Here is a 23825-nt window from a genome sequence, read left to right as displayed (position 1 = left end):
CCCTGGACTGTGGGCACTGGTATTAACGCCCTGCCGTCTGTTCCGGATACACCGACTCCCAGCCCCCACCCAATGCCTTGTACAACCCGACCATGGCGAGGGACACGCCGGTGGAGCTTTCCACCCACTGCTCCTGGGTCGCCAGCAACGCACTTTGCACGGTCAGTACGTTGACGAAATCCACCACGCCTTCGACGTATTGATGCTGCGCAGTAGCGAGGGCGATCTGGTTCTGCCGCACGGCTTCGGCAAGGCTGTCGCGCCGCAGTTGGCTGGCGTTGTAGCGGGTCAGTTGATCATCGATTTCATGCCAGGCCCGCAGCACGGTCTGCTGGTAGGCCAGGGCTGCCTCCTGTTGCTGGGCTTCGCGCAGATCGAGCATGCCTTGCAACCGGCCACCGTTGAAAATCGGCAAGCTCAGTTGCGGGCCGAAGGCGAATGCACGCGAACTCCACGAGCCGAAATCCGCCAGCTGCAACGCCTGGGAGCCCACGCTGCCAGACAGGGTGATGCGCGGGTAGAAGTCGCCCTTGGCCACACCAATGGAGGCGGTGGCCGCATGCAAGCGAGCTTCGGCCTGGCGGATATCCGGGCGGCGCTCGGCCAGTTGCGACGGCAGGCCGATGGCGACCTGGCGTTGGGTTTGCGGCACCGCAGCGTCCTTGGACAATTCGGCGTACAAGGCTTGTGGCGGCTCGCCCATCAGCAGGCTCAGGGCGTTGATCAACTGGTCCTGGCGTTGCTGCAAATCCGGCAGGCGCGCCTCGATGGCGGCCACTTGAGCAGCGGCTTCGGCTACGTCCAGGTCAGTGGCGACACCGTCGGCCAGGCGCAGTTGCGAGAGCTTCAGGCTGTGGCGCGCCACCTCGAGGTTTTGCTCGGTGACGGCGCGGGTGTTTTGCACGCCGCGCAGCTGGATGTAGTCCTGGGCGGTTTCCGCCAGCACCGACAACAGCACCGCGCGGCGGTCGTTTTCGGCGACTTGCAGGGTGGCGTCGGCGGCTTCGGTTTCGCGTTTTACCCGGCCCCAGAAGTCCAGTTCCCAGGCGGCGGAGAAACCCATGTCCCACTGGTTGAACGCCGAGCGGCCGTTCTTGCCCGAGGCATCGCTCAAGCCATCGGCGCTGTTGCGCTGACGCAGGTAATCGCCGGTGGCGTTGACGGTCGGGTAGCGCTCGGCGGTAATCACCTGGCGCGCCGCGCGGCTTTGTTGCAGGCGGCTGCTGGCGAGTTTCAGGTCAAGGTTATCGGTCAGCGCGCGATGGGTAAGCGCGGTGAGCTGCGCGTCGTGGAACACTTCCCACCAGCGCTCTTCCAGCGGTTCGTTGACCGCGTGGCTGGCGGCTTGCCGGCCATGGGGCTCGGTCCATTGGCCGACGGGATTCAGCGGGCGCTGGAAGTCCGGGCCGACGGTGCAGGCACTCAGGGTGAGCAGGCTCAAGGTTAACCAGGCAAGGCGTCTCATTGCTGCGCCACCTCACGTTGCTGGGCGGCGGCGTGGGTGTCGACGCTGGCTTCCACCGACATGCCGACCCGCAGGCGCTCGGTCAACGCCTGGCCGGGCTCCAGGATGATTTTTACCGGAATACGCTGCACCACCTTGGTGAAGTTGCCGGTGGCGTTGTCGGGTTTGACCGAGGCAAATGTCACGCCGGTAGCTGGCGCCAGGCTTTCGAGGTGGCCCTTGAGCACTTCGCCGTCGAGGCTGTCGACCTTCACGTCCACCGTTTGGCCAGCGTGCATGTGGGACAACTGGGTCTCCTGGAAGTTGGCCACCACGTAGGCCTCGGACAGCGGTACCACGGCGAGGATCTTGCTGCCCGGCGTCACATAGGCGCCGACCCGCACCGCGCGCTCGCCGACCATGCCGTCCACCGGCGCGACGATGCGGGTGTACGACAGCTGATAGCTGGCCATTTCCAGTGCGGCCTGGGCACGTTTCAGGCCGCCCTCTGCCGCATCACGCTGGGCGCTGAGGATTTCCACCTGCTTGCGTTCAGCGGCCAGCACCGCCGTGGCATTCGCCAGGCGTGCGGTGGCCTGGTCAATACGCGTCTTGGCTTGCTGGGCGTTCTGTACGGTGCCGGCGCCTACACCCGCGAGGTGGTTGTAGCGGTTCAGTTCGTGTTCGGCAAACGCCACTTCGGCGCGATCTGCCGCCACAGTCGCCTGGGCCTGGGCAATCACCGAGCTTTGGCGCTCCAGGGTTGCCGTGGCATTTTTCAGCTGCGCCTGGGCCACCAGCGTATCGGCATCGGCCGCCTGGGCAGCGGCGCGGAAGTCACGGTCATCAATCAGCGCCAGCAACTGCCCGGCCTTGACCCGCTGGTTGTCTTCCACCAGCACTTCCTTGATGAAGCCGGCCACACGCGGCGCCACCAGGGTGTAGTCAGCGGCGACGAAGGCGTCGTTGGTGCTCTGGCGTTTGCTGCCGAACACACCCGGCGCCAGCAGGTAAACCAGCACACCGACGGCAAACACGGTGATGACGGTTACAGCGATTTTGTCTTTGCGTTTCATAACAATCCCTTTGGCTCAGTGAGCAATCAAGTCGGCGCGCGGGGCGGATAAATCCGCGTCGGCATCCAGAAAATCAGCAGGATCAACGCCGCCGCGACACCGGCCATGACGTAGTAGAGATCCGAAGAGGTGAGCACCACGGCCTGCTCGTGCAGCCGATGGGCAAGGCCGGCGGCATCGCTGTCGGCCAGGGGCGAGTTGCCCAGGCTGTCCACCAGCATGGTCGAGTGGAAATGCAGGCGGTGTGTGGTCAGGGCATCGAGCACGCCGGTGGCGACCACGGCGGCCAAGCCTTTGACGGTGTTGAACCACGCCGAGGCGAAAGGCCCGTCCTGGGGCGTGATGCTGCCGGTGGAGAGCATCAGCAGCGGCAACACCGCCATCGGTTGCCCGAAGATTTGCAGCAGTTGCAGCACGTAGAAATCATCGCGAATCCATGCCGACGTGAGTTGCGCCCCGCCCACGCAGGACAGGATCAACATGCTCAAGCCAATGCCCAATACCCAGCGGCAATCGACCCAGCGCAAGTTGCACAACGCCGCCACCAACGGCAGTGCGATCAACTGCGGCAGCGCCATGATCAGCATCACCGGTGCAGTTTGCAGCGGGCGGTAGCCTTGGACCTGGGCCAGGTAGCTGGACGGAATGATCGTCACCGCCAGCAGCACGATCAGCACCCCGGCGAGCACAATCAGCGCGAACGACAGGTTGCGCAGCCCAAGCATCTGCAACTTGAAAAACGGCATCGGGTGCGACCACTCGTTGATCATGAACAGCACCAGCAACACCAGGCCGCCGATCAACAATGAGGTAATCAGCGGCGACTCGAACCAGTCCAGCCGATTGCCCTGCAACAGGCCGATCACCAACATGCAGATCGCCGGGAAGCCCAACAGCAAGCCGCGCCAGTTGAACTGCTTGAAGCGCTCCAGGCGCAGCGGGTCCTGGGGCAAGCCGTAGGCCACGGCCGCCATGGCCAGCAGGCACGGCCCGACAATCTGCCAGAACGCCCATTGCCAGCCGACGTATTCGGTCCACATGGCCGCCAGCGGTGTGCCGAGGCTGGGGCCGAAAGTGGCCGTGAGGGCATAGCCGGCCAGGCCGTACAGCTTGACGTTGGCCGGCAGGAACCGCAGGGCCACGGTCATCAGCATCGGCGGCAAGGCGCCACCGGCCAGGCCTTGCACGGTGCGCAGGATCAGCAGGCTTTCGTAGTTCGGTGCGAACGGGCACAGCACGCCAAGCACGGTGAACAGGCCGATGGCGCAGAGAGTGAAACGGCGCAGAGAGAACGTCACCGAACACCAGGGTGCAAAGGCCATCGCCGAGACAGAGGTGGCGGTGTAAGCAGCCACCAGCCAGGTGCCTTCGTCGAAGCCGATGTACATCGCACCGCGAATATCGGCGAGAGCGACTTTGGTCACCATCTCGTTGAGGCCGGACACCAGTACCGCAAGCAATACGCCCACCAGGCCGATGATGATGCGCGGGCCGAAAACGGGAGGGGTAATGGCGGTCGGTTTGGCTGCGGCCAGGGGTGCGGGAGCAGCGAGGGACGTCATGAACTACAACTCGGAATAGGAAATACCCGAGCAGTTTAATAAGGCTTAGACATGACAAAAAGTGACTTATCGGAAGCTTATAAGTGCACCAGACGCAATGATCAAAATGTAGGCGATCTCTGTGGGAGCCGGGCTTGCCCGCGATGGCATCACCTCGCTATGCCTGAAAAACCGTGTCGCCCGCATCGCAGGCAAGCCAGCTCCCACATTGACCGGGCTCACTTGCGACTCACGTGGGCTGCGCTTCCTTCCACGTCGCCTCGCAGCATTCACGCATGGTCTCGCGCAGCCATCTATGGGCCGGGTCCTTGTCGAAACGCGGGTGCCAGGCTTGGGTCAGCACCAGGGTCGGCAGGGAGATCGGCAGGGTGAAGGCTCGCAACGGCAGCTTCAGGCGATTGGCGCTGTAGAGCGCTTCCTTGGGCACCGGCAGGATCAGGTCGGAGTCCGGCAGCATGAACATCGCGCCGTGAAACCCCGGGGCGATCATCGCGACTCGGCGTTCCAGCCCCTGGGCGTTGAGGGCGGTGTCGATGGGCCCCCGGGCAATGCCGCGGCGGGAGATGCTGATATGCGAATAGCTGGCAAACCGTTCGGCGGTGATTTCTCCATCGAACAACGGGTGCCCTTCCCGTGCCAGGCCGACGAAGGTGGTGGTGAACAGGTTCTGCACCTTCACTTCCGGAGTGATCGGCATGGTGTTGCCCACCCGCAGGTCGAGACGGCCTTCACGCAGGGCCTCGTCATCGGTGTCGCCTTCCGGCACGAAGCGCAGTTCGCACAGCGGTGCCATGCGTTCCATGGTGTCGAACAGCCGACCGCCATACACTCCGACAAAAAAGTCATTGGCCCGCACGCTGAAGCGCCGGCGCAGGGTGCGCAGGTCCACTTCGTCCGCCGAGCGGAACAGCAGCGCCGCCTGCTCCACCACGCTGCGCACCTGGCCCTGTAGCTCCAGGGCCTTGGGCGTCGGTACCAGGCCGCGACCGGCGCGCACCAGGATCGGATCGCCCACTGCCTCGCGGATACGCGTGAGGGTGCGACTCATGGCGGCCGGGCTCAGGTTCATCCGCCGCGCGGCGCCTACCACACTGCCCTCGTCGAGCAAGGCGTCGAGGGCGACCAGCAGGTTCATGTCCGGTAATTGCATGCCAAGCACTCGTGATTGGTTATGAGTGAACTTGGCGCAATCGTAGCAGACTGTGGCGAGGGAGCTTGCTCCCTCGCCACAGGGTTGGTGTTTCAGTCCGGGTTGGTGTTCAGTCAGCGTTGCATGCCCCAGCGCTTCACGGTGACCCGCTCCAGGGTGTCGAACACCAGGTTCTCCACCAGCAGCCCGATCAGGATCACCACCGCCAGGCCGGCAAACACTTTGTCGGTGTACAGCTCGTTGCGGTTCTGGAAGATGTACCAACCCAAACCGCCTTTGCCGCTGGTAGCACCGAACACCAACTCGGCGGCGATCAGCGTGCGCCAGGCGAACGCCCAACCGATTTTCAACCCGGCGAGAATCGACGGCAGCGCAGCCGGGATCAGGATGAACAACACGAAGCGCATACCCTTGAGGCCATAATTTCGACCGGCCATGCGCAGGGTTTCGGAGACGCCGAGGAACCCTGAATAGGTGTTGAGCGCCAGCGCCCACAACACTGAATGCACCAGCACGAAGATCAGGCTGTTCTGCCCCAGCCCAAACCACAACAGCGCCAGCGGCAGCAGGGCAATCGCCGGCAACGGGTTGAACATCGAGGTCAGGGTGCTCAGCAGGTCACGCCCCAGTTGGGTCGACACCGCAAGCGTGGTCAGGGCAAACGCCAGCACAATGCCGATCAGGTAACCCTTGATCAGCACCACCAGCGAGATGCTGACCTTGCTCAACAACTCGCCACTGGCCATGCCGTCGTAGAACGCGCTCAGTGTCTGCAGGAAGCTCGGCAGCAGCAGGTCATTGTTCTGATAACGGGCAGCCGCTTCCCAGAGGATCGCAAGCACGATCAGGATCAGGCTTTTACGCAGCCAGCCTTGTTGCCACAGGCGCTGGCGCCACGGCAACTCGCGCTCTACGCGTACACCGGGCAACGGTTCGAGAGTGATTTCGTATTCCTGGCGCATGGTGCAAACCCTTCAATAAGCGATGCGGATATCGGCGAAACCCAGTTCGGTTTCCACCTCGGGCGCTTCATCAAACAACAGCCGATGAATGCGCCGCGCCGAAGCCTGGAACTCCACACCGCCGAGGCTGTGCAGGTCGTATTGATGGCTGTGGATTTCCGCCCGCACCCGCCCCGGGTGCGGCGACAGCAACAGGATGCGGTTGCCCACCACCAGCGCTTCCTCGATGGAGTGGGTGACGAACAGCAGGGTGAAACGCACCTCTTCCCAGAGCAGCAATAGTTCTTCCTGCATCTTGCGCCGGGTCAGGGCGTCGAGGGCGGCGAAGGGTTCATCCATCAGCAGGATTTTCGGCTGCATGGCCAACGCCCGGGCGATTGCCACGCGGGCTTTCATGCCGCCGGACAGGGTGTGCGGGTAGGCATCGGCAAAGGCCGTAAGGCCGACTTTTTCCAGGTAGTACAGCGCCCGCTCTTCGGCCTCGCGACGCTTGAGGGTTTTGGACGCCAGCAGCGGGAACATGACGTTCTGCTTGACGGTTTTCCACGGTGGCAGTTGGTCGAACTCCTGGAACACCACGATACGGTCCGGCCCTGGCTGCTCGACTTTTTGCCCGAGCAGACGGATCTCGCCCTCACACGGCTTGATAAAGCCGGCGATGGATTTCAACAGTGTGGATTTGCCACAGCCCGAAGGCCCCAGCAATACAAAGCGGTCTGCCGGATCGATCGCGAAGCTGACCTGGTGAGTGGCCCGCACCACCCGTTCGGGCGTGCGGTATTCAAGGCTGACTTTATCCACCGAAAGCAGTGCTTCGGTGGTGGTCGGGTTGCTGGCCGTGTGGCCTTGCAAGGGCGCGTTCATGTCAGCTCCCTTGCAGCGGCTTGGCGTCCTGGAAGAAGTAATCCTTCCACGATTCGGGTTTGTTTTTGATCGCGCCGACGCGGTAGAGGAATTCCGCCAGCGGGTAGGTGTTTTTCGGTGTGACGCTGAATTCGAACTGCGGGTTTTCGATGATTTTCAGCAGCTCGGCGCGGTCGATCTTGGCCTTGGTCACGCGGATGTAGGTATCGGCTGCGGCGCCTTTGTCGTTCTGGGCGAACTGCGCCGCTTCGGTCAGTGCCTCGACGAACGCCTTGTAGGTTTTCGGGTTGTCGTTGCGGAATTTCTCGGTGGCGAACAGCACGGTCGGCGAGTTAGGCCCGAGGATGTCATAGGAGTTGAGTACCACATGCACGTTCGGGTTGGTCAGGGCCTGCTCCTGGAACGGCGGGTTGGAGAAGTGCCCGGTCAGCTCGGTGCCACCGGCAATCAGCGCAGCCGTGGCATCCGGGTGCGGGACGGCAACGGTGTACTTGTCGAGGCGATTGAATTCCTTGTCGCCCCATTGCTTGGCGGCAGCGTATTGCAGGAAACGCGACTGCACGGACACGCCCACTGCCGGTACGGCAATGCGGTCTTTTTCGGTGAAGTCGGCAATGGTCTTGACCTTGGGATTGTTGCTCACCAGGTAGTAGGGGAAGTTGCCCAGGGAGGCGACGGCTTTCACGTTCTGCTTGCCGTGGGTGCGGTCCCAGATAGTCAGCAGCGGGCCAACGCCGGCCCCGGCGATGTCGATGGAACCGGAGAGCAGCGCATCATTGACGGCTGCGCCGCCGGACAATTGTGTCCAGTCGACCTTGATGTCGATGCCTTCCTGCTTGCCGTATTTTTCGATCAGGTTCTGGTCGCGCACCACGTTGAGCAACAGGTAGACGATGCCAAACTGCTCGGCGATGCGAATTTCGCCTTCGGCCTGGGCGGCGGCAGGCGCCACAAGACTGCCGGCCAGCAGGCTGACGCCCAGGCCAACCGTCGCGGCCAGGCGCGCAAATGGGGTTTTCTTGGACATGGTCATGCTCCGGGTCAGAAAGGCGCGTCGCCCTGGATGGTGGTGCGGTACAGCTTGCGCCGCAGGTGGCTGGGGCAGCCGGCCGCCAGGTGGATCAGCGAGCGGTTGTCCCAGAACACCATGTCGTGGGGCTGCCACTGATGGCGGTAGATGTTTTCCGGCAGCACGCTGTGGGCGTACAGCTGGGCCAGCAGGTCGCGGCTTTCATCCTCAGGCAGGCCGACGATACGGGTGGTGAAGCCCTCGCTGACGAACAGCGCCTTGCGGCCGTTTTCCGGGTGGGTGCGCACAATCGGGTGTACCACTTCCGCCACTTGAGCGAGTTGCTCGGGCGTGAGGGTCGGGCGCCAATTGCCTTCGAATTTGGTTTCGCTGTAGCGTGCGGTGTAGGAGTGCGCGGCGCTGCGGCCTTCAACGGCCTTGCGCAGGGACTCGGGCAGGTTGTCCCAGGCTTTATGCATGTCGGCGAACAACGTGTCGCCACCCTCGGACGGCAGCTCCTGGGCATGGAGCATCGAGCCCAGGCTCGGTAGCTCCTTATAGGAGAGGTCCGAGTGCCAGAACTTGCCGGCGTCTCCCAGGCCGATGGATTGGCCGTTTTCGATGATGTTGGAGACGATCAGGATTTCCGGGTGGTTGGCCAGCAGGAATTGTTTGAGCACATGGATTTGCAGCACGCCGAAACGGCGGCTGAAGGCGATCTGTTGCTCGGGGGTGATACGTTGGTCGCGGAAGACCACGACGTGATGGTCCAGATGCGCGCGGTGAATGCGTGCGAAGTCCTGGTCGCTGACCGGGCGGGCCAGGTCCAGGCCTATGATTTCGGCGCCGACGCTGCCGGGAAATGGACGGATCTCGAAGGTTTGTGTGGTGTCGGTCGCTGTTGGAACAGTAGAGGTGGCAGACATGAGTTCACTCCCGTGCAGTCAGGAGAGTGACTTTATAGTCATAAGAACCGCATTTTAAATACCGTTAGTGAATATCGATATGCAGCAATACCGCTGTTGGCCCGACTCCCGGGAATAAAATGTGCACGACGGACCTTTAGCCTGTAAGACCTGACAAATGGGAGCTGTGGGCCCGAAGAACACGCTGTTGAGTCGCTTACAAGCCGAAACCTTGCCCGTTTGACAAGCTTGTGGACAATCTCTAGTGTGCATTGGATCCAATTAGCCACCTCACCTTGAAAAGGAGGATAGCGTAGTCGTGACGCAGAAGCCGAACCCTTTGAGCAGCATCCAGATCAGCGGGCCTATCCCCGCCCATCTCGCCCGCTCCGTGATTGAAGAAACATTGCGCAACGCCATCCTGGATGGCCGCTTGCCCTGTGGCACCGCCATGCGTCAACAGGAGTTGGCCAGCTTGTTCGGGGTCAGCCGGATGCCGGTGCGCGAGGCATTGCGTCAACTGGAAGCCCAATCGCTGCTGCATGTGGTCACCCACAAAGGCGCGGTGGTGGCGCCACTGATCGAGGACCACTCGGCGGAAACCTACGCCCTGCGCATACTCCTCGAATCCGAAGCGCTGCGCTTGTCGATTCCCCTGCTCACGCCCGATGACATCGCCCAGGCCGGCGCCTTTATCGACGCGCTGGAACGGGAAAGCGACTACACCGAAATCGGCCGCCTCAACCGCCTGTTCCACATGGCGCTGTATGGCAAGGCGGGCAATCAGCGGTTGCTCAAGCTGGTTGAACACGGCTTGAACGAAGAGGAACGTTTCCTGCGCTTCAACCTCGAGGCCATGGGCCTGGGCAAGACGTCCCAGGAAGATCACCGCGAACTGCTCGACCTCGTGGCGCAAAAGAAGGTCGACGAAAGCATCCTGACCCTGCGTAACCACCTTACCCGCGGCATGGAGGTAATTACGGGTTACCTCAAAAGTCTTGAAGAGACTGAACAGAACGCTGCGCTGTAAATTCCGCGTGGAACTGAAACGCCTCCCTCGACCACAAAGCGCTGCAAAGTGACGCTGGCCGACGGAGGCCAGTGCACCACCATTACTCCCGTTAAACCATTAAGCCCAAAGAAAACTTCACACACTCCGCAGAGCGATCCAACTACCGCAATATTCCAACTCGAAAAACTTATAAAACTAAAAACACCTGAATACTTAATCAGATTATTACCAACACTCCAATTCTCCCAATCGACAGCGTGAATCCATGCTCGGTGCGTCACTGCGCGTGGCGTTCCTTTAAATAAAGCCTTGGTATTTTGTCACAGCATGCTGCTTGCCAGTAACAGTGTCAGCCTCGTACAGGGCTGCCTGTTATCAAGGCACCCGCGCATCCGTGAAAACCAATGTTTATTTGTCGCTAAAGCACAACGCTTTTATCAGGGAAGAGACACGACTTATAGGCATCAACATGTTCCAGCACTCACACCTGCTTAAACAAAAAAAGCAGAAGTTACATATCCATCCAATATTCAAATATATAAATACCCTTCCAAAGTTGCAGTACTTTATGGAAAACCACGTATTCGCCGTGTGGGACTTCATGACACTCACCAAACGCCTGCAACATGACCTCACCGGTATGCGCCTGCCCTGGTTACCGCCAACGGACCCGCAAGCGGCTCGCCTGATCAATGAGATCGTATTGGGCGAAGAGTCGGACGCGTATCCCGGCCATGGGCACGGCAGCCACTTCGAGTTGTACCTGGAAGCCATGCGTGAAGTCGGCGCGAGCACGGCGAACATCGAGCGGTTCGTCAGCCTGCAGCGTGACGGCAACGATGCAGAAACGGCCCTGCAAAAAATCGATATCCACCCGTCCGTGGCCCGGTTCGTCAGAAGTACCCTGCAGGTTGCCCTGGACGCCCCGACGCACTGCGTGGCGGCTGCCTTTCTCCACGGGCGCGAGAGCGTCATCCCGGCGATGTTCAAGCGCATCCTGGAGGAGTGCGAGGTGCTCCATCGCCAGGCGCCCACCTTCTGCTACTACCTCAAGCGCCACATGGAGATCGACGCCCAGGAGCATGGCCCGGCGGCAACGCAATTGCTGCAACGCCTTACCCTCGGCGACCCAAGCCGCGAGCAGCAAGCCGACAGTTGCGCCCTCGGCGCCGTGGAAAGCCGCCTGGCCTTATGGGATGGGTTGCATAGGTGCCTGCCGGAGATGAGCGCATGAACCCTGCAGACTACCGCTCATTTGCCGACGACTGGGAGCGCCGCGCGACCATCCGCACACGCCCGCGGCGGCGGCTGGAAAACGATCAGAAACTGATCTACCCCCTGAGCCGACAGCCCCTGGTGCTGAGCGCAACCTTTATCGACCGATGCCCGCAGTGCCGTGATTTTGTCTTGCTGCAGACGTTCTACAAGTTCATCAACGACGTGGTGATCTTTGAAACCGAGATCGTCGACAAGACCGCACGCAGCATCGCCAAGAATCGCTTTTCGGTGCCCTTCCCGCTTGCCTGTCGCTACGACGCCATGACCGTGGTGGTAGACGAGGATTACCACGCCCTCGTCGCCCTCGATTTCATGCAACAGACCATCGAGATGACCGGGATCCCACCCCTTGAACTACCCGCGCAAATCGAGCTGAGCCGCGCCTTGCCTGCCGCACTGGCGCTGGCGCCCGAACACCTGCGCGATGCCGTGGAACTGATTGCCGTGGCCATCGCCGAGAACACCGTGACCCATGACGTGGCAGCGTTTTCCAAGGACGACAGTGTCAAGCAATCCATCCGTGGGTTGATGGCCGACCACTTGTTTGACGAGGGCCGCCACGCGCTTTTCTGGACGCGCCTGGTGCGTATTTATTGGCAGTCTGCAGACGCCGCGGACCGCGACTGTATCGCCCGGATCCTGCCGGTTTTTCTCCAGCATTACCTGACCCACGACCTGCAGAAAAACTTCGACCTGCACTTGATCGAGCACCTGGATGTCAGTGACGGCACGCGCTCTGCGCTGCGCACTGAAGTGCAGGCGATGGGCTTTCCCATTACCCGCCAGCACCCGTTGATCGGCAATATCATGGGCTTCCTGAATCACAGCGGCTTGCTGCAAACGCCGAGTGTGGTTGGGGCGCTGGATGCCTTTCTTGCGGCGCCAGGAGGGCACCCATGAGGCACCTGAAGATTGGGCTGGCGGGCTTCAGCGCGGCGCTGAATGAACTGGGTGAGACATTGGCGCAATACGGTCATGGGGTGGTGCGAGCACAGGATGTCACCCACCTAGTAGACCTGCTGATTGATGACGGTAGCGAGGAGGTTCCGCCCGGCGTGACGTGCACAGCCTTGATGAGCCTGCGCGTGGGTATGGGAGCGTTGACCGGCTGTGGATTGCCGGCCCTGCAGCTCAGGTGTTACGCCCACTCACGGCGACTCCTGACAACCCTGGAGGTTGCCGGAGAAGCCTGTGGCAATGGTCAACGGCTGCGTCAACACGCAGTAAGCAGCCTGGTGGAGTGGGTAGCCCAACAGGTGAGTGGGTTCTCCCGGGACCCGGGCTATTTCTCGCAGGCGGCCGTCGCCTCTGATGATCCGGAACACGGCCTGCAAGCGCTTGCATCCCTGGCGTACCTGCATCGTTTTAACCTGACGGCCGATTTGGTTCTGCAGCAGCAAGCCCAGGTACCCCTGATCGAACGATTGGAAAACAGTCTGCAAACCTTCGCCGACCGGCCAGCGTTGAACATTGCCGGCAGCGGGCTGACTTACCGACAGTTGCATCGCCAGAGCCTGGCTATCCAGCACCGTCTGCGACCTCTGCTTGGGCCCCACGACACACCGCCGGTAATCGGCGTCTGCCTGGGCAAATCCCTGGAGCTGTACGCCAGCATTCTCGCGGTACTCGCCTGCGGTGCGGTGTACCTGCCCCTGGAGCCGGGCCACCCGCTGCAACGCCAGCAAGCGATGCTGGAAAACGCCGGCGTCTCGGTGCTGCTGGATGATGGCAAGCATCCACTGCGGGACGGGTTTTGTGCATTGGATGTGAGTGCCGTCGACACTCCCGACACCTCGCTGCCAATGCCCCAGCGCCCCGCCATGGACGACCCTTGCATGGTGCTCCACACCTCGGGCACTACCGGCCAACCCAAGGGCGTGCTGCTCAGCCAGCACAACCTGGCCCATTTCAGCGCCTGGTTCGGGGGTCATGTGCAGCTGAGCGAACACAGCCGGGTCTTGCAGTTTTCGCCCTTGAGTTTTGACTCGTCCCTGATCGATATCTTCCCGAGCCTGATCGCGGGCGCCGAGCTGATCGTGCCCAGTGAGGACCAGCGACGCGACCCGCAGCAACTGGTGGAGTTGATCCGACAACAGCGCGTCACCCACGCCTTCCTGCCGCCGGCGCTGCTGAGCATCCTGCCGCTGGATCAACCCCTGGGCCTGGCGCACCTGATGACCGGAGGCGACGTGTGCGAGCCCTATGTCATCGAGCAGTTGGCAGGCCAGTGCCGCCTGCACAATTTCTACGGGCCCACCGAAGCCACCGTGCTGGTGACCAGCCACACGTTGCAGCCGGGCGACAGCAATCGCAACCTCGGCACGCCCATCGCCAACAGCCAGGTACTGATCCTCGACGAGCACCTGCAACCGGTGGATGAGCAGGTGTTGGGCGAACTGTACATCGTCGGTCCCGGCGTCAGCCTGGGTTACCTCAACCAGCCGCGTCAGACCGCCGAGCATTTCGTCCCCCTGGAGTTGCCCGACGGCCAGACCTTGCGGGCCTACCGCACAGGCGACCTGGCGAAGTGGACCGCTGCCGGCATCGAGTTGGCCGGGCGCCGGGATCAGCAGGTGAAGATCCGTGGGTTCCGGGTCGAACCGCAAGAGATCGAACATTGCCTGCGCAGCAGTCAGCTGTTTCGCCAAGTGGCGGTGGTGATTGACCGTGAGCGGCGAATCCTGGCTTTTGTTGCTCAGCCCGAAACACAAGACGCCCTGCCTGCACTGACGCAGCATGCCCGGCAAATACTGCCGGACTATTTGCGGCCAACCCTGTGCACGGAACTTGCGAGCATGCCGTGCACCCCCAACGGAAAGGTCGACCGCCAGGCATTGCTGGCGTTACCGACTCCAACGCTGCCGGCCATCATTCACGGCGAACCGCACACGCCCATGCAAGTGCAGTTGCTCAACCTGTGGAGCGAGTTGCTGGGCATGCCGGTCACGCAGCTGTCGGCCGACGAGAGCTTCTTCAATCTTGGCGGCCATTCCATCCTGCTGTCGACGATGCTGCTGCGTATCCGCGAGCAGTTCGGGCGCAGCCTCTCCCTCAGCCGGTTTTTTGAAACCCCCACGGTTCGTACCCTCGCTACGCTGATGGGGGACGACGCACCACCCGAAGCACCGACCGGCCAGGCTACCCGGGATGCGCTGCGTGAGCTGCATGTGCAGACATTGCCGGCTGAACAGGCGGGCGAACGTCGCCGGGTGATCGTGACCGGGGCCAACAGTTTTCTCGGGGTGCATATCGTCGAGGCACTGTTGGCCGAGGGTGCACTTGAAGTGGCGTGCCTGGTGCGCGAACGGCCCGGACATTCGGCGACCGCGAGGTTTGCCGAGGCCCTGCGAGAGTACCGTCTGGAACACCTGGACCTGAGCCGGGTGCAGGTGTATGCCGCCGACATCAGCCAGCCGCGTCTTGGCCTGTCGAGTGAGGTGTATGACTACCTCGCCGGGGAGTTCGGCGTGTTGGTGCACAACGCCGCCCACGTCAATCATGTGATGGATTACGCCACCCTGGCCAAGGACAACGTCGAACCGGTGCTGGAATGCCTGCGCCTGTGTGAAACCCGGTGCAAGAAGGTCTTCAATTTTATCTCGACGCTGTCGGCCGCCAGCACTATCGACGCACATGGCCAGGTACTCGAAAACCCCGCCGCGGCCACCCCGCCGCTCTACATCCAGAATGGCTACAACCTGTCCAAATGGGTTGCCGAACGCTTGCTGGGACGCGCCGCAGCGCAAGGTGCCTGGGTCAATATCCATCGCCCGGGGAACATCAGCTTCAACAGCCGCAGCGGAGTCTGCGAGCCACAGAAGAATCGCCTGATGTTGATGCTCAAAGGTTCACTCCAACTGGGCCTGGTGCCGCACCTTGAGTTGAATTTCGACCTGATGCCGGTGGACTTTCTCGCCCGGTTTATTGCGTTCCACAGCAGCCGCTGCCGTGCTGGAGGGACGGTGTTCAACCTGCATAACCCGCAGCCCCTGAGCTGGGAAACCTACGTCGACGCCTTTCGCCAGGCAGGCCACGCATTCGAGCTGGTGAGCGTGGCTCACTGGCAACGTCACCTGCACACAGTGGACAGCCGCAATGCGCTGTTCGGCGTACTGGGCTTCTACCTCAACGGGGTGGGCGAGGACATCGGCGATACCTCGATGATCCGCCATGACAACGCACGACGCGGCGTCGAGCAGATGGGCGGACGCTACCCCGAAAAAAATCCCGCGCTGTTACGCAAGGGCTGCGAGTACCTGCGCAGCACCGGTTTCCTGTGACCAGGCTCTCAATTGAAGGAAGACCTTATGAAACCCGATACGTTGATTCGCAACCCTTGCGCCAAACCTGTGGTGTCCTCAGTTGTGGTTGCCTGTGATGCCGCCGGTGCGTGGGCGGTGGTCGGTGACTTTGGCGGATTTGATCGATTCATCCCCGCCTTGTCCCACATCGAAATCACTGGTGCGGGCGCGGGATCGCTGCGCAAGAAGTTCTTCCACGATGGACACCTGGTGGTGGAGCAACTCAACAGCCGCGACGAGCAGGCCATGCGCATGACCTGGACCACGATCTACAACACCTTGGGCGTAGCACGGTTGTGGGCCGCCATGGATGTCGAACCGTTGGGAGCAGGATCCTCACGGGTGACCTGGACGATCATCGCCGAGCCGGTTGAACCTGGCGCGGAGGGATTTGAGCCGTTTGTGCAGGCATTCGCCGACGGTGCGCTGGCGAATGTGCGAGCGATGTTTGGCTAAAGGAGACAGGAGCGAGCAGGCTCGCTCCTGTGTGTTCATCGATCAGATTTTGAAACTGTCGACCAACTGCTTCAGGCGGTTGGCCTGTTGAGACAAGGCGTCGCAATCCTTCAAGGTTTCGTTGAGGTTGGCCACGCCCTGCTGGTTCAGCAGGTTGATCTGGTTGATGTCGACGTTGAGGGTTTCCACCACGGCGGTCTGTTCCTCGGTGGCGGCCGCTACCGACTGGTTCATCCCGTCGATCTCGACGATCCGCTGCGTCACGCTGACCAGGCGTTCACCGGCCTGGTTGGCGACCTCGACGCTTTCTTCACTCGAGGTCTGGCTGGCGTTCATCGTGGTCACGGCCTCACGCGAGCCAATCTGCAGCGAGGTGATCATTTTGTGGATCTCTTCTGCCGACTCCTGGGTGCGGTGCGCCAGGTTGCGTACTTCATCCGCCACCACGGCAAACCCACGCCCGGCCTCACCGGCACGTGCCGCTTCAATCGCGGCGTTGAGGGCCAACAGGTTGGTTTGCTGGGAGATGCCTTTGATCACGTCCAGGATGTGGCCGATGTTGTCGGTGCTGGCGTTCAGGGTTTCAATCTGCGTGCAGGACAGGCTGATTTTTTGCGAAAGCTCCGACATCGCCAGGATGGTTTTCTCAACCACCTTGCGCCCATCATCGGCCTGCTCACTGGCACCGCTGGCGTGTTGCGAAGCATCAGCAGCGTTGCGCGCGATTTCCTGCGTGGCGGCCCCCAGTTCGTTGATCGCTGCGGCCACGCTGTTGGTGCGCGCGCTTTGTTCGTCGGAACCGATGATCGACGCGTTGGACGAGGCCATTACTCGCTGGGACAGGTCGTGCACCTGGCGCGTCGCCGAGGAAACTTCGGAAATTGACGCGTGAATACGCTCGACGAATTGGTTGAAGGCACTGCCCAAGTCACCGAACTCGTCCTTGCTTTCCACTGTCAGGCGGCGGGTGAGGTCACCCTCGCCCTGGGCGATGTCCTGCATGGCGCGGCCCATGGTGGTCAGCGGGCGCATCAAGACCTGGATCAGGACGCTCAGGAACACGGCAATGGCGGCAACCGCAATGAACATGGCGATCAATGCCGAGGTGCGGAACTTACCCAGCGGTGCGTAGGCTTTGTCTTTGTCGATCGACAGGCCGATGTACCAGTCGGCATTCGGCAACCCGCTGATCGGGGTGAAGGACAAAATCCGTTCCTGGCCATTCAAGACCACTTCCTGGCTGAGCTTCTCGATGCGCACGTTGGTGCCGGGATAGATGTCCTTGAGGTTCTTCATCACCTGGTCCTGGTCCGGGCTGACGATCACCTGACCATCACCGCTGACCAGGAATGCATGGCCGATGCCGCCGAAATCCACCGAGTTGATGATCTTCACCAGGGTTTGCAGGCTCAGGTCACCGCCGACCACGCCAAGCAGTTCGCCATTCTTTTTCACCGGCATCGCGATGGTCACGATCAGCCCGCCTACCGCAGCCATGTAGGGCGGTGTAAGCATGGTCTTGTCGGCTGCGACAGCTTGCTTGTACCAGGGACGCTGACGCGGATCGTAGCCGTCGGGCATTTTGGCGTCGGGACGCTGGGTGAACACGCCGTTGGTGGAACCGACGTAGGTGAACTGGAAGTTGGAGGTAAATGCCGACTGGTCGACCAACCCCGGAAGATCGGCAGAGCTGCCTTGATGGGCCACGTTTTGCGCGAGGCTTTCCAGTACCAGCACCCGCCCGCTGAGCCAGTTCTGCACGCTGCTGGCGGTGAGTTCACCGGATTGCTGAATGGACGACTCCAGGTTTTGCCGGATGGTATTGCGCTGCAAGTAGTCGTTGTAGAACGTGAATAACGCGAAGGCCAGAACCACTACGCCTGACGCGGCCAACAGAATTTTATGACTGAACTTGAGATTCATTTCATTGACTTCTTTTTGCCAAAAGGGGGTGAGCGTGCCGGATGCAACATTCCATGTAACGGTATAGGCAGACTCTGCGACTGCTCTATTTCGGTGCACGCATGGCTCGTCAGGCTTTCGGCCAAGGCAGGATAAATCTTAGGAATTTGTGAGAAGCATCTGCTTTTAATGTCAGAAACCGACCAGTGGTAGCGCTCTAACGTCAGGAGTTGCAAAATTTTTCAGGCTTGTCGACAATGCGACTAATTATCATTTGTGACGCTTTGCCAGGCCGTGTGAATGCCCTCATCCGAGTACGCAGTACAGACGCTTTACAGCAACCATCATGGCTGGCTGAACACTTGGCTGCGCAGCCGTCTGGGTAACGCAGCGGATGCGGCGGACCTGGCCCAGGACACGTTCGTGCGGCTGCTGCAAAAAACCGAACGTTTCGAACTCAAGGCCCCTCGCGCTTTCCTGCGCACTATCGCGCGGGGCCTGGTGATCGATCATTGGCGTCGCGAAGAAATCGAGCGCGCCTACCTGGAGTCCATCGCGCATTTGCCCGAAGCCTTGGCGCCGAGTGCTGAAGAACGTGCGTTGATTCTGGAATTGCTGGAGTCCATCGCCCGGCTTCTGGACGGACTCAAGCCCAAGGTACGCAAGGCGTTTCTACTGGCTCAATGCGACGGCCTGACTTACAAGCAGATTGCGCAGCAGATGGGTGTATCACTGCGTTCGGTGGAACGCTATGTCGCCGAGGCGCTTTATCACTGTTATGTGCTGCGGTATGAGGCATGACCTCGATGGATAACACCGCGCGCGCAGGAATCGACCCGCAGGTGGTCAAGCAGGCCATCAGCTGGATGCTGCGTCTGCGTAACAATCGCGCCAATGTCCGCCTGAAGGCGCAGTGCGAGCACTGGCGCGAGGCTCATCATGAACACGAGTTGGCCTGGCAACGCGTGCAGGCACTGCAGCATGAATTAAGCAGCCAGTTGGCGGCGATTCCCGGGGCCCATGTGGCGCTGGAGAACAGTGCCCAGCGCCTTGGGCGCCGGCAGGCATTGAAGGTATTGTCCGGCGTGCTGTTGATGGGTTCGGCGGCCTGGGTCAGCCGAGACCTCACCGGCTGGCAGCGTTGGACCTCTGACCTGGCTACCACCACTGGCGAACGCCGTAGCGTGCAACTACCGGATGGCACGCGCCTGCAGCTCAATACCGATAGCGCAGTGGACCTCGACTTCAACCCGCAACAACGCTTGATCACATTGGTGCGTGGGGAAATCCTGGTGACCTGCGGCGCCGCGGCGACCGCCCCCCTGCTGGTTCGCACCCGCCATGGTTTGTTCGAAGGAATAGACGGGCGATTTGTGGTGCGCCAGGACAGCGATTGCACACGTCTGAGCGTCGCGTCAGGCAATGTGGCGATTCATTCACCGCATACCGCCGACGGGCTTTTCACTCAAGTGCATGCAGGAGAAAGCTACCTGGTGCGTCAGAATGCGGCCGCTCTGGCACCGCCTTCGGATATGGATACAGGGGCCTGGGCCGACGGATTGATCGTCACCCGCAACATGCGTCTTGTCGATTTCCTGGCGGAGGTGGGGCGCTATCGCCATGGTTATCTGGGCTGCTCGAGCGATATCGCAGATTTGCGCTTGTCTGGTGTTTTTCGCCTGGAGGACACCGAGAAACTATTGGCGATCCTTCCGCAGACGCTGCCTGTGCGCCTGCGCTATCGCACCCGCTGGTGGGTGAGCCTGGAGCGTCAGGCCTGATTATTTTTGGCGTGCCTGATTTATTTTTGGCGGCTTTTTTCCGTGAGTCCGGCTTAGACAGTAAGCAATTCAATCTGCCTTCAGCGACCTCTACGGATCTCGATAATGACTGTGCGTTTTTTCAGCAACTCTCCCTCTTCCTACCCTTTGCTCGGCAAAGCCGTACGCGCAGCATTGCTGTCGACCACGATGGGCATCGGCTTGCTGCCAGTGGCCGGTGTCGCGGCTGATAGCGGGGTCGAACGTATCAGCCAGCGCTATGACATCCCGGCAGGCGCGCTGAGCGATGTGCTCAATCAGTTTGCCCGTCAGGCAGGCATCACCCTTTCCAGCACGCCTGCGCAGACTCAGGGCCGACAGTCTCCCGGGCTGCACGGGGAGTACTCGGCCGAACAGGGCCTGAGCCAATTGCTCAACGGCTCAGGCTTGCAGGCGCAGGCGCAGGACGACGTGAGTTTCGTGTTGCAGGTCCAGCCCGAGAGCGAGGCGCTGACCTTGCCGCCCACCGACATCAAAGGCTTCGCCCTGGGTAATGCCCTGGGCAGCATGGAAGGCTACAACGCGACCCACAGCCAGATCGCCACCAAGACCAGTACCGCGCTGCTGGAAACGTCTCAGACGGTTTCAGTGGTGACCCGCGAGCAGATGGACGACCAAGGCTCGCAAACCGTTGCCCAGGCCATGCGTTACACCCCTGGCGTGCTGACCAACCCTTATGGCGCCACTCACCGCTATGACTATGTGGCGATGCGTGGTTTCAACGACGGTTCGGTGGATAACATCTACCTGGACGGTTTGAAATCCATGGGTGACAGCGGAACCTACAGCACCATGCAGGTGGACCCGTATTTCCTCGAGCGCGTAGATATCCTCAAAGGACCGTCATCGGTGCTCTACGGGCGCAGCTCGCCGGGTGGGCTGGTGGCGTTGACCAGCAAGAAGCCATTGTTTGAGCCATACCATCAGGTCCAGGCCACGATAGGTTCCCAAGGGCAGCGAGGCATGGGTTTCGACTTCAGCGGCCCGGTGGATGACGACAAGCGCATTGCTTACCGACTGACCGGGCTTGCAGACAAGTCCGACACGCAATTCGACCATGCCAAGGAAAAACGCTACGCGCTGGCACCCACCTTGAGCATCGACTTTACCGATGACACGTCCCTCACACTCCAGGCTTACCTGCAGCATGACCCCGACGGTGGCTACCACGGAGGCATGCCGGCAGATGGCGCGCTGCATCAGCGCAACGGCCAGCGGATCTCCAATCACTTCTTCGAAGGCGAACCGGGCATTGATGGGTACAAGCGTGATCAACAGTCGTTCGGCTATCAGTTCGAGCATCGCTTCAATGATGTTTTCACGGCGCGGCAGAACTTTCGGTATCTGGACTCCAAGGTCCGGCTGGACCAGGTGTATGCCTATGGCTGGACCACGCCCACCAGTAATGAGCTGAATCGCTACTACTCAGGCGGTGACGAAAAGCTGCATGCGTTCATCATCGACAACATGCTGCAGGCTGAATTTTTTACCGGCGCGACCAAGCATACGGTGTTGATGGGGGCGGACTATCAGCGGCGCAAAACCGTCGTGGACTGGAGCAGCGGCTCTCTTGCGCCAATCAATGCGTTCAACCCGGTGTATGGCAATTCCGAGATCAGCTATTACAGCCCAACCAGTTATCTGCGCCGGCTCGAGCAGACCGGCGTTTACCTGCAAGACCTGATTGAGATGGACAAGTGGCGGTTCTCCCTCGGGCTGCGTCAGGACTGGGTTGAGACCTCCGATGAAAATCGCATTGCCGAAGCGGGAAGGCCGTTGGGCACAGAGATCAGTGATAAACGTACCAAACTGACCGGCCGGGCCGGAGCGCTCTACCTGTTTGATAACGGTCTCGCGCCCTACGTCAGCTATTCCGAATCCTTCAACCCGAACTCCTATTCGGACAGTGCCGGCAATCCCCTTGCACCTACCGACGGCACCCAGTGGGAAGTCGGCTTGAAGTATCAGCCGCCGGGTACCGACAATTTGTTCACGGCCTCGCTGTTCCGCATCGACCAGGAAAACCTGGCGACCAAACTGCCGCAGGAAAACTTCTATCGCGCGGTCGGCGCTGTGCGCTCCCAGGGCCTGGAGCTGGAGGCGCATATGCAGTTGACCGACCATCTCAAATTGTTGGGCAGCTATACCTTCACCGATATCGAGTATTCGAAGTCGATGGTCAGCACGCTGAGTACTGCGGACAACGTGATCGAGAACAAGGGGAACTCGCCGACGCAGGCGCCGCGTCATATGGCGTCGGTATGGGCAGACTACAAGTTCGATAGCGGCGCACTGGATGGCCTGCGACTCGGTGGTGGTGTTCGTTATGTCGGCTACAGCTGGGCAGATGCGGAGAACACCATGAAGGTGCCCGCCTACACGCTGTTTGACGCCTCGATGGGTTATGACCTTGGCAAGGTTGGACTGAAGGGTGTGGATGTACGCCTGAATGCCAACAACCTGACGAACGAGTCGTACGTGGCGTCGTGTGCCAGTTTGAACTTCTGCTACCTGGGTGAAGAGCGCAACGTCAGTGCGACGGTGAGCTACCAGTTCTAATCCCTCTCGATTCATACAAAGCCAGTTCCTGATTCCAGGCGCTGGCTTTGTCGTCTTTGCAGGAAATTTTTATGCGCGCATTGCTGGTTTTACTTCATCGCTACATCGGGTTGGCAACGGCGTTGTTTCTGATGATGGCGGGACTCACGGGCAGCCTTCTGGCGTTTAACCATGAGTTGGATGAATGGCTCAATCCCGGCTTTTATGGAGCAACGGCCAAAGGTTCGGCATTGCCGCCAGGTGAACTGGTGGACACGCTGCAGGGGCAGCATCCCAAACTGCAAGTCTGGTACATGGAGTATCCACAAGAGGCCGGTCATACCGCGATGCTGGCGGCAGTTGCGAGAAACGATCCGGCGACGGGCAAACCCTTTGAGGAGCCCAACCAGGTCTTTTACCTGGATCCGGTCAGCGGCGAAGAAATGGGCCGGCGTGTTTGGGGGGCTTGCTGCTTTCAGCGCGAGAACTTCATTCCGTTCATTCTGGAATTTCACTACAACCTGACACTGCCGGGTAATTGGGGTTTGTGGCTGATGGGACTGGTGGCGATCGCATGGGTGTTCGATTGTTTTATCGCGCTGTGGCTGACCCTACCGAGAGGTAAACCGTTCTGGAAGAAGTGGTCCACGGCGTGGAAGATCAAGGGCGGCCACGCTTATCGGCTGAACTTCGACCTGCATCGTGCAGGCGGGTTATGGCTTTGGCTGTTGTTGCTGCCGATTGCAGTCAGCAGCGTCGCGATGAATTTGCCGAGCCAGGTGTTCAAGCCTGCTGTCTCGCTGTTCTCATCGGTTAAGCCTAGCGTCTATGAGGCCCGTGGCAGGTTACCCGCCGAGCAATTGGGCGTGACACAACTGAGTTATCAACAGGCCTATGAGCGGGCGCTGGAGGAAGGCAAGCGGCTGGGACTGACGGCGGCGATTGGAGAGCTTTACTACAGCTTTGAGTACAACTTTTATGGGGCGGGTTTTGGACAACATGATACCGAGGCCCATGGGAAATCCTGGTTGTTTTTCCACGGGACGGATGGGCGTTTACTGGGGCAGGAAATAGCAGGGCAAGGTACGTTGGGAGAGCGCTTTTATCGGCTGCAACTGCCGATCCATGGGGGCAGGATCATCGGGGTGACGGGTCAGGTGCTGATTGCGCTGCTGGGAGCTGTGATCGCGATGTTGTCTGCTACCGGGATCTATATATGGTGGCGCAAGTTAATGGCCAGGCGAAGCAGTAAGGCACGCAAAGGGTGAGCCGGTTCTAGTTGTTTGCCCAGCCCTTAAACGACAAAACCCCTGTCTGCGTAAGCAAACAGGGGTTCTGGAATTTAATCTTGACGATGACCTACTCTCACATGGGGAAACCCCACACTACCATCGGCGATGCATCGTTTCACTGCTGAGTTCGGGATGGGATCAGGTGGTTCCAATGCTCTATGGTCGTCAAGAAATTCTGTGTACCAGACCGTTGCGTTCGCAACGTGCCGGTGAAAATCATGGACTTCTACATAAACAAAACCCCTGACTGCATA

Annotated in this window: 18 protein-coding genes and 1 rRNA gene; 9 read left to right on the top strand and 10 right to left on the bottom strand. The window is 60.5% G+C overall.

The features are described from left to right. Positions 1–22: 22 nt before the first annotated feature. From HX807_RS12795 to HX807_RS12760, 8 genes are all read right to left on the bottom strand, one after another. Positions 23–1465, bottom strand: coding sequence for an efflux transporter outer membrane subunit (locus HX807_RS12795; RefSeq protein ID WP_177050162.1), 1443 nt, complete (start codon positions 1463–1465; stop codon positions 23–25). Next, positions 1462–2520: an HlyD family secretion protein gene (locus HX807_RS12790; protein WP_102605409.1), complete on the bottom strand. Its 1059-nt coding sequence runs from the start codon at positions 2518–2520 to the stop codon at positions 1462–1464. Before HX807_RS12790 ends, HX807_RS12795 begins: the two co-directional genes overlap by 4 nt. Before the next feature lie 26 nt (positions 2521–2546). Further along, entirely contained in the window at positions 2547–4082 is a 1536-nt protein-coding gene (locus HX807_RS12785; protein ID WP_102367852.1) for an MFS transporter, read from the bottom strand. A gap of 229 nt (positions 4083–4311) precedes the next feature. Beyond that, positions 4312–5232 (bottom strand): LysR family transcriptional regulator, encoded by a 921-nt coding sequence (locus HX807_RS12780; RefSeq protein ID WP_003218223.1) that lies wholly within the window; start codon positions 5230–5232, stop codon positions 4312–4314. Between the two features lie 113 nt (positions 5233–5345). After that, positions 5346–6194, bottom strand: coding sequence for an ABC transporter permease (locus tag HX807_RS12775; RefSeq protein ID WP_003218225.1), 849 nt, complete (start codon positions 6192–6194; stop codon positions 5346–5348). Positions 6195–6206: 12 nt separating this feature from the next. Further along, positions 6207–7058: an ABC transporter ATP-binding protein gene (locus tag HX807_RS12770; protein ID WP_008433632.1), complete on the bottom strand. Its 852-nt coding sequence runs from the start codon at positions 7056–7058 to the stop codon at positions 6207–6209. 1 nt (position 7059) lies between these two features. Next, positions 7060–8085 (bottom strand): ABC transporter substrate-binding protein, encoded by a 1026-nt coding sequence (locus HX807_RS12765; protein WP_003218229.1) that lies wholly within the window; start codon positions 8083–8085, stop codon positions 7060–7062. Between the two features lie 14 nt (positions 8086–8099). Then, complete coding sequence (locus HX807_RS12760; RefSeq protein ID WP_003218232.1) at positions 8100–8993, bottom strand: TauD/TfdA family dioxygenase; 894 nt, start codon at positions 8991–8993, stop codon at positions 8100–8102. A 298-nt stretch (positions 8994–9291) separates the two neighbouring features. On the opposite strand from HX807_RS12760, the gene HX807_RS12755 reads away from it, so the two are divergent. The 5 genes from HX807_RS12755 (at position 9292) to HX807_RS12735 (ending at position 16019) form a co-directional block, all read left to right on the top strand. Beyond that, a complete protein-coding gene (locus tag HX807_RS12755) occupies positions 9292–10002 on the top strand; it encodes a GntR family transcriptional regulator (RefSeq protein ID WP_134325512.1) in 711 nt (236 codons plus the stop codon). A 451-nt stretch (positions 10003–10453) separates the two neighbouring features. Next, a complete protein-coding gene (locus HX807_RS12750; protein ID WP_102605413.1) occupies positions 10454–11218 on the top strand; it encodes a DUF3050 domain-containing protein in 765 nt (254 codons plus the stop codon). Beyond that, positions 11215–12162 carry a diiron oxygenase gene (locus HX807_RS12745; protein ID WP_102367850.1) on the top strand — a complete coding sequence of 316 codons (948 nt, stop codon included), beginning with the start codon at positions 11215–11217 and terminating at the stop codon, positions 12160–12162. The genes HX807_RS12750 and HX807_RS12745 overlap by 4 nt, the downstream gene beginning before the upstream one ends. Next, positions 12159–15542 (top strand): amino acid adenylation domain-containing protein, encoded by a 3384-nt coding sequence (locus HX807_RS12740; RefSeq protein WP_177050161.1) that lies wholly within the window; start codon positions 12159–12161, stop codon positions 15540–15542. The genes HX807_RS12745 and HX807_RS12740 overlap by 4 nt, the downstream gene beginning before the upstream one ends. A 27-nt stretch (positions 15543–15569) precedes the next feature. Then, positions 15570–16019: an SRPBCC family protein gene (locus HX807_RS12735; RefSeq protein WP_008433617.1), complete on the top strand. Its 450-nt coding sequence runs from the start codon at positions 15570–15572 to the stop codon at positions 16017–16019. Positions 16020–16061: 42 nt separating this feature from the next. On the opposite strand, the gene HX807_RS12730 is transcribed toward HX807_RS12735, so the two are convergent. Continuing rightward, a complete protein-coding gene (locus HX807_RS12730) occupies positions 16062–17942 on the bottom strand; it encodes a methyl-accepting chemotaxis protein (RefSeq protein WP_003218243.1) in 1881 nt (626 codons plus the stop codon). Between the two features lie 279 nt (positions 17943–18221). On the opposite strand from HX807_RS12730, the gene HX807_RS12725 reads away from it, so the two are divergent. The 4 genes from HX807_RS12725 to HX807_RS12710 all read left to right on the top strand — a co-directional run bounded on the left by HX807_RS12725 (position 18222) and on the right by HX807_RS12710 (position 23547). Then, positions 18222–18722, top strand: a complete 501-nt coding sequence (locus HX807_RS12725; protein ID WP_008433614.1) for a sigma-70 family RNA polymerase sigma factor — start codon at positions 18222–18224, stop codon at positions 18720–18722. Next, positions 18719–19702: a FecR family protein gene (locus tag HX807_RS12720; RefSeq protein ID WP_177050159.1), complete on the top strand. Its 984-nt coding sequence runs from the start codon at positions 18719–18721 to the stop codon at positions 19700–19702. Before HX807_RS12725 ends, HX807_RS12720 begins: the two co-directional genes overlap by 4 nt. A 105-nt stretch (positions 19703–19807) precedes the next feature. Beyond that, the gene (locus tag HX807_RS12715; RefSeq protein WP_177050157.1) at positions 19808–22300 is read left to right on the top strand and encodes a TonB-dependent siderophore receptor; all 2493 of its coding nucleotides are present in this window, start codon (positions 19808–19810) and stop codon (positions 22298–22300) included. A 71-nt stretch (positions 22301–22371) separates the two neighbouring features. Further along, entirely contained in the window at positions 22372–23547 is a 1176-nt protein-coding gene (locus HX807_RS12710) for a PepSY domain-containing protein (protein WP_008433609.1), read from the top strand. Between the two features lie 78 nt (positions 23548–23625). Here HX807_RS12710 and rrf read toward each other — a convergent pair. After that, positions 23626–23741: ribosomal RNA gene (rrf, locus tag HX807_RS12705) — 5S ribosomal RNA — on the bottom strand. Positions 23742–23825 lie beyond the last annotated feature (84 nt).

It is taken from the genome of Pseudomonas sp. D8002 (assembly GCF_013385695.1).
In the GTDB taxonomy this organism is placed as follows: domain Bacteria; phylum Pseudomonadota; class Gammaproteobacteria; order Pseudomonadales; family Pseudomonadaceae; genus Aquipseudomonas.
This window is presented reverse-complemented; position numbering and strand designations above follow the sequence as displayed.